A 6,244-nucleotide genomic window follows, 5' to 3' on the forward strand; every position below is an offset into this window, starting at 1 on the left:
AGATGACGAATACCATAAGTTGCCGTACGACAGCCCTCGTCGCGGCGTTGATTTGCTTGGAGCCAATGCAGATGATGGCGCAGAATGTGTTGGACTTGCCTCCCGTTCTGCCGTGGTCCGGCAAGAGCGAGCGGCTGATTGCGAAGCCAAACGACCCGTGGATTACGCCGGCCGAGGCAGCTAATTTTCAGACTACGCCGCGCTACGCCGAGGTTCGGTCTTGGCTGGAGCGGCTCGATGCGGCTTCTCCTTTGCTGACGATGCACACCTTCGGCCGCACGGGGGAAGGCCGCGACCTGCTGTACGTGCGCGCCAGCAAAGGCGGCGCTGCCAAGCCGGTGGTGCTGGTGCAGGCGGGTATCCACTCGGGCGAGATTGACGGCAAGGATGCCGGCCTAATGCTGCTGCGCGACATCGCGTTGCGCGGGAAAGCTAATCTGCTCGACCAGGTCGATTTGGTGTTCGTGCCGATCTACAACATCGACGGCCATGAGCAGATGAGCCCGTGGAACTTCGTGCACGTGCGTGGCCCCGCCGAAAAAGGACGCGATGCTAACGCCCGCAACATCGACCTGAACCGCGACTACGGCAAATTAGATGCGCCCGAATCGCGCGCCATGATTGGGTTGCTCCGGCAGTTAGACCCCATTCTCTACATTGATTGCCACGTCAGCGAAGGCTTCGACATGCAGTACGATGTGACCTTCACCTACGCGGGCTGGGGCACGTATGCGCGCCACCGGGCCACCGCTGACTGGCTGGACGGACGTTTCGGCCCGGCCGTAACGCAGGCGCTGACTAAGGCAGGCCACACCCCCATCAAGTACCCCAGCCCCATCGACACGCGCGAGCCGGCCAAGGGCATCCGCTACAGTCCCGAAGGCCCCCGCTACTCCACCGGCTACGGAGACTTTATCAGTGTGCCTACTGTGTTGGTCGAGAACCACATGCTCAAGCCCTACCGCCAGCGCGTGCTGGGCACCTATGTGCTGCTAGAAGCCGCCCTGAAAATTGCGGCGGGCGATGCCGAACGGATTGCCGCCGCCAAGGCCCAGGACCGCGCAAGCCGTCCTACCGAACTGCTCACGCGCTGGAAGCCCGCCCCGCAGCCCATCGGCTGGATCGACAAGTTCAAGGGGGTAGCCTTTGAGTGGTACCAGTCGCCGGCATCGGGGCGGCGGGAGCAGCGCTGGCTGGGCCGGCCGATTACCTTCCGCATGCCCATCATCGGGCAGCAGCCCACCGAGACGGTGCAGTTGCCCAAGGCCTGGTGGGTGCCCGCCGCCTACACGGAGGTGCTGGACCGGCTGCGCCTGCACGGCATTGCGTTCGAGACGCTGACCGCCCCGCGGACGCTGCAACTCGACCAAGTGCAGCTCGTCGACCCCAAGCTGTTGCAGCCCAGCGAAGGGCGCGTGCCGATAACGGCCACCTTCGTGCACGAGCAAAGTGAGCAGGTGATGCCGGCAGGGAGCGTGCGCGTGCCCGCCGACCAGCCCAATGGGCTGCTAGCGGCCGCCTTGCTGGAGCCGGAAAGCCAGGACTCGTTCCTGGCCTGGGGATTCTTCCCCGAAATGCTGTCGCCTGCCCCAAACACGGACGCCTTCGTGCTGGCCGCGCTGGGTGAACGTTTGCTGACCACCGAACCGAAGCTGAAAGCAGAATTTGAAGCCAAGCTCCGTGCCGAGCCTGCCTTCGCCGCCGATCCGGACGCTCGGCTCACCTGGCTTTATGCGCACGCTGGGCCGGGCCATCCCTACCCGCTGCGCTACCCGATTTTCCGCGAGGTAAACTAGAGGGTGGTTATGGTGGAGCCTGCTTCACTACGCTATGACCGGGCTACAACGCTGGCTCGCCTCGGCGCCGCACAGGGTAGACCACCTACCATGTCGCGTGCAGCAACCGCCGATAGCCCACCCCCAGCACGACGGCGGTAATGCCCGCGTATAGCAGCCACGATGGGCCAATCGGTAGCCAATGGTAGTCGGCATACACACGGGGCTGAAACTGCGGGATGGCCTCGGCGTCGGCTACTGTGAAGGTGCGGTAGGTGCTTTCCTGGGCCATTTTGGGGTAAAAGAACCGCTGGGTGCGGTAGCGGAAAGCATCCACGTCGCGGCTGAAGCGGTTGAACTGCTGCCAGTGCGTGCCCGCCAGCGCCGATAGGGTTTCCTGCAGGAGTAGGGCCGGGCTCGTGAGCTGCCAGCCACGCAAGGCCACTTGCTGCTGTTCGATCTGCCTGTAGAGCTGGCGCTCAGCCTGCTGGGTGGCCGCATCCTTGATTTCCTGGCTTTTATACACGATAACGCCGTAGCCGTACACCATGCCTGGTGTCACCACCGAAGCCTGCCGAATGAGCGTGCGCGGGCTGCTGAACACCTCCTGGGTCAGCGTCTGCCCATCGCGCTCGAAGTAGTGGTTGATGGCGTCGCGCTCGGCTGTGGTAATGGCAATGCGGCTCGGGATGGGGTAGGCCCGGTCGAGGCCAAACTGCAACAGCGCCGGCACCAGCAGACCCAGCACCAGCCAGAGGAAGATGAGCGTCAGCGCATTCAGATTAGAGCTCAGCGAAAAACTATTGACGAGCAGCGCCAGCGCCACCCAAAAGGCGAAATACAGCGACACGGCCGCCACCAGCCACCACCAGTTGCTGGTCGCTAGGAAAGCCGGACCAACGAGCCCGGCCAATACCGGCGCGACAATGGCCCAGAAAAACAGCGTAAAGAGCCCATAGCGAATCCCGAGCCGGGCCAGGGTGAGCTGGGCAATGGACTGGTTGCTGGTTTTGAGCAGCACCCACGTACCCTGTTCCCGCTCACTCGATACCACGTTGTAGGTGAACACAATCAGGAGCAGCGGCAGCAAATACACCACAACAAACGCAAAATCGAAGGTGCCCACGAATTGCAGGTAGCTGTTGTCAATCTCGCTCTCGTGCACCAGCTGCTGCTTTTTGGTGATGTAGACTTTATAGTAGAAGGGCTGCACCCCGCTCTGGCCCGCCACCAAGGCTTGCAGCGCAAAGGGCACCTTCGCGGCATACTGCGGGCCTTCGTTACGGGCCGTGTTGTAGGCGAATGTGGGGTCGTCCCAAATGAAGCCAGGGTAGTGCATGCCCTGCGCTTCCACGCGCCTGATGCGCTGCACTAGGCTGTCTTGCATCTCGTGGCGGTGCGCCCGGATGCGGCCCAATGTGCGTTGTTGGGTGTGCCATTGGCTGCTGCCAGCCCACAGCGCGGCCAGCAGCACCACCAGCACCAGCGAAAAAAGAACGACCAGCACCCGGTTGCGGTACAGGCAGGTAAGCTCGTGGCGCCACAGCACCCGGAGTAAAGAAGCAGACATACAAAGCGATGAGCGATTGGCTTGTAGCGATAAGCTGCGATTGACGACCCGTTCAAAAGAAGCGAACAGGTAGCAGCCACTGGCTATAAGCTGATTTTTTTAGCTAGCACGAGTAGACTGACCGCTACCACACTCCAGCCCAGCAACAGCAGCACGGGCCCAGTGGCATGGCGCAGCCGCCAGCCTAGGCCAGGCGCCGCGTAGGCAAACTGGGGCACCGTGCGCCAAAAGGCGTTGCCTGCCACGGTGTTTTTCTGGTAGAACGCATCCACAATGCGGCCCACGCGTCGGCGGTGGGTTTCGGCTTGAGCGGCAAAGTCGCGGTGGGTATCCAGGTCGGTGGCGGTGAGGTGAAGCGACAGCTCGCGGAATGCTAGGAAGGGCGAGAGCAAGGCGCTTAGCTGCACCAGCCGGTTTTGCCGGGCTTCGTTGCGCTCAATAGCGGCGTAGGCCCGGTCCATCACCCGCCCGTCCGATTCCTCGGCCGCCTCAATGGTGATGGGGATAAAGTAGACGGGTAAGTCTTCCAGCCGCTTGACACCGTAATAGGCCATCACGCTGTCAGCCAACGCGGCGCGGCGTTCGTCTTTCGTCCCCTCATGGCCGACGCCGTACTGCATATCGTGAAAGGTGTAGTCGTCAAATTCGACGGCTGTGGTGGCAGGATGCGTGCGCCGGGCCAACTCACCCGTCAGTCGCGGCACGAGAAACACGCCCAGCAGCCAGAAGCCAGCCAGCACCACCAGCGACAAGGCCGAGTTGCGCGTGAGCAGCGACACTGCCCCGCCCAGCACCGTGAGCAGCGCCGCGTACAGCACCAGCCCGGCCACATAGCAGGCGTAGGTAGGAAGCAGCGGCGTTAGCCCGCTCGGCCCGAGGTGCCAGGCCAACAGCCCCAGCGGCCCCAGCGCCAGCAGCAGCACTACTGCCCCCACGACCACCCCCGCCGCCAGCAACTTACCCGCCAATAGCTGCCCGGTGCTCACGCGTGCACTGAGCACCAGCTTGATGGTGCCGTTTTCCCATTCCTTGGAAAATAGGTTGTGGGTGAGTAGAAAAATGAACAACGGCAGCAACAATTGGGCGAAGTAACCCACGTTCAGAAAACCGAAGCTGCGCAGGGCCGTTGCGTCGCTCACCTCCCGAAACTTCACCTCGCCGCGCTTGTGCGGCTCCAGGTAAAACGAGTTGCCGGTGTAGTCTTCTACCCCGTTGTCGAGCAGGGCTAAGTCGGCCGTGGGCTTATAGGCATAGAAGCCGAAATGCGCCCCCAGGTGCGGATTCTTGTCGCCCTGCGCAATAAACTGCGCGTACGTGGTTTGCTGCGACTGGCGCAGAAAGGCGCTGCGCGTGGTGTAGTACGCATACCCGTTGTAGAGGGCCAGCCCCACCAATAGCGCCAGCCCGACCAGCAGCCAGGTGGCGTTGGTGGTGCGCCGCAGCTCGCGCAGTTCTTTGCCGATGAGTAAGCGCAGCATTTAGGTTGGTTGATTAACGGTGGCGAGGTAGAGGTTGGTCAGCTCGGCGTAGTCTACCTGGTCGGCGCGCAGCTCCTGGCGCAGACGGCCCTGGTGCATGATGCCGATGCGGTGACCCAGCTCCTTGGCCATCAGCAGGTCATGGGTCGCCATAAGCGTGCACACGCCCTGCTGGCTAAGGCGGCGGATCACCTGAGCAAACTCGTTGCTGGCGTGCGGGTCCAGGCCAGAGGTAGGCTCATCTAGAAACAGCGCTTTGGCCTGCTTGGCCAAAGCAATGGCAATGCCCACCTTCTGGCGCATGCCCTTGCTGTAGCCACTAACTCGCTGGTCCAGGGCCTCGGCTTGCAGGCCCGCTGTGCGGGTAAAATCCGTTAGCTCGGTGTGGGAGTAGCGGAAGCCGGAGAGCCCACTGAAAAATGCTAGGTTCTCCAAGCCGGTCAGCGTTGGGTACAGATTCACGATTTCGGGAATGTAGGCAACCAGGTTGCGCGTCGCGTGGTTGTTCACCGCTACCTCCAGCCCGTCAATCAGCGCCCGCCCACTGCTGGCCGGCATAAAGCCCAGAAAGATATTAATGGTCGTGGACTTGCCGGCCCCGTTGGAGCCGAGCAAACAGTACACCTCGCCGGACGGAATAGCCAGGTTGAGGTGGTCGAGGGCCAGGTGCGTGCCGTAGCGTTTGGTTAGGTTTTCAGCTTGCAGCATAAAAGGAGAGATGGCCGTGCGTGAACTGTAAAATCCGCGCAACAGTGTGCTTTACAACGTATAGCTGGCCGACAAACAGCCATTGATACCCAGCTAGGAAACCTAGTAGTAGAGGTCGTTGCGCAGCCAGGGTACCATACTCAGCGTACAATCGAGCAGGTTGTTGACCAGCAAATTTACTTTGAGATAGGAGCATATCCCATCGTGTACTGCTCACAGTTCTCGGATAAGAAGGTAGTTTTGGATAAGCAGTACAAGTAGACGGTTTGTGCCAAGCAAGGATTTGTTGCAGAGCGTAGGAAGGCTACTCCGACAGAAGCAAACAGAAGAGCACGCCTGTTTTATACATTTCCCGGACTTGGTAATTGTGGGGGCCAACGACGACCTAGCCGCTACGCTATCCTCACCCAGCGGGATACTGATCATAAGGCAGCACATCTTCGACGTCTTTCCCGATAACCCCGAAACGCCCGAAGTCAACGTGCGCGCCTCGTTGCGGCGGGTGATGGCCACCAAGCAGCCGCACGAGATGGCTCCTAAGGGTATTTACTGTGACCTCACCTACCCGGACCGTTATAATAAGGCTGGGCAGATTGACGGCTTCGTGACCTACACCTACAATGTGACCGAGCAGGTTGAGGTGGTCGGGTAAATCTGGACAGAATAGGGTCTTATCTTTCGAGAGTCATGAAAGACAGCCCTCACCCTACTAA

General features: G+C 61.0%; 5 protein-coding genes. 2 read left to right on the top strand and 3 right to left on the bottom strand.

Going from position 1 to position 6,244, the window contains the following annotated elements:
- Positions 1-2 precede the first annotated feature (2 nt).
- Positions 3-1,796 carry a M14 family metallopeptidase gene (locus KYK14_RS02800; protein ID WP_219156743.1) on the top strand — a complete coding sequence of 598 codons (1,794 nt, stop codon included), beginning with the start codon at positions 3-5 and terminating at the stop codon, positions 1,794-1,796.
- A gap of 85 nt (positions 1,797-1,881) precedes the next feature.
- Here KYK14_RS02800 and KYK14_RS02805 read toward each other — a convergent pair whose 3' ends face one another.
- The 3 genes from KYK14_RS02805 to KYK14_RS02815 form a co-directional block, all read right to left on the bottom strand.
- Positions 1,882-3,345 carry a DUF3526 domain-containing protein gene (locus tag KYK14_RS02805; RefSeq protein WP_219156745.1) on the bottom strand — a complete coding sequence of 488 codons (1,464 nt, stop codon included), beginning with the start codon at positions 3,343-3,345 and terminating at the stop codon, positions 1,882-1,884.
- Positions 3,346-3,428: 83 nt separating this feature from the next.
- Positions 3,429-4,823: a DUF3526 domain-containing protein gene (locus KYK14_RS02810; protein WP_219156747.1), complete on the bottom strand. Its 1,395-nt coding sequence runs from the start codon at positions 4,821-4,823 to the stop codon at positions 3,429-3,431.
- Positions 4,824-5,531 carry an ABC transporter ATP-binding protein gene (locus tag KYK14_RS02815; protein WP_219156749.1) on the bottom strand — a complete coding sequence of 236 codons (708 nt, stop codon included), beginning with the start codon at positions 5,529-5,531 and terminating at the stop codon, positions 4,824-4,826.
- 268 nt (positions 5,532-5,799) lie between these two features.
- Between KYK14_RS02815 and KYK14_RS02820 the strand changes: the two genes are divergently transcribed.
- Positions 5,800-6,183 carry a PAS domain-containing protein gene (locus KYK14_RS02820; RefSeq protein ID WP_219156751.1) on the top strand — a complete coding sequence of 128 codons (384 nt, stop codon included), beginning with the start codon at positions 5,800-5,802 and terminating at the stop codon, positions 6,181-6,183.
- Positions 6,184-6,244: the final 61 nt, after the last annotated feature.

The organism is Hymenobacter profundi (assembly GCF_019334315.1).
GTDB lineage: Bacteria > Bacteroidota > Bacteroidia > Cytophagales > Hymenobacteraceae > Hymenobacter > Hymenobacter profundi.

Excerpts from the sequence above, each read along its gene's own strand:
- KYK14_RS02815 (WP_219156749.1), bottom strand. The coding sequence starts at position 5,531 with ATGCTGCAAGCTGAAAACCTAACCAAACGCTACGGCACGCACCTGGCC.
- KYK14_RS02800 (WP_219156743.1), top strand. The coding sequence starts at position 3 with ATGACGAATACCATAAGTTGCCGTACGACAGCCCTCGTCGCGGCGTTG.
- KYK14_RS02805 (WP_219156745.1), bottom strand. The coding sequence starts at position 3,345 with ATGTCTGCTTCTTTACTCCGGGTGCTGTGGCGCCACGAGCTTACCTGC.
- KYK14_RS02810 (WP_219156747.1), bottom strand. The coding sequence starts at position 4,823 with ATGCTGCGCTTACTCATCGGCAAAGAACTGCGCGAGCTGCGGCGCACC.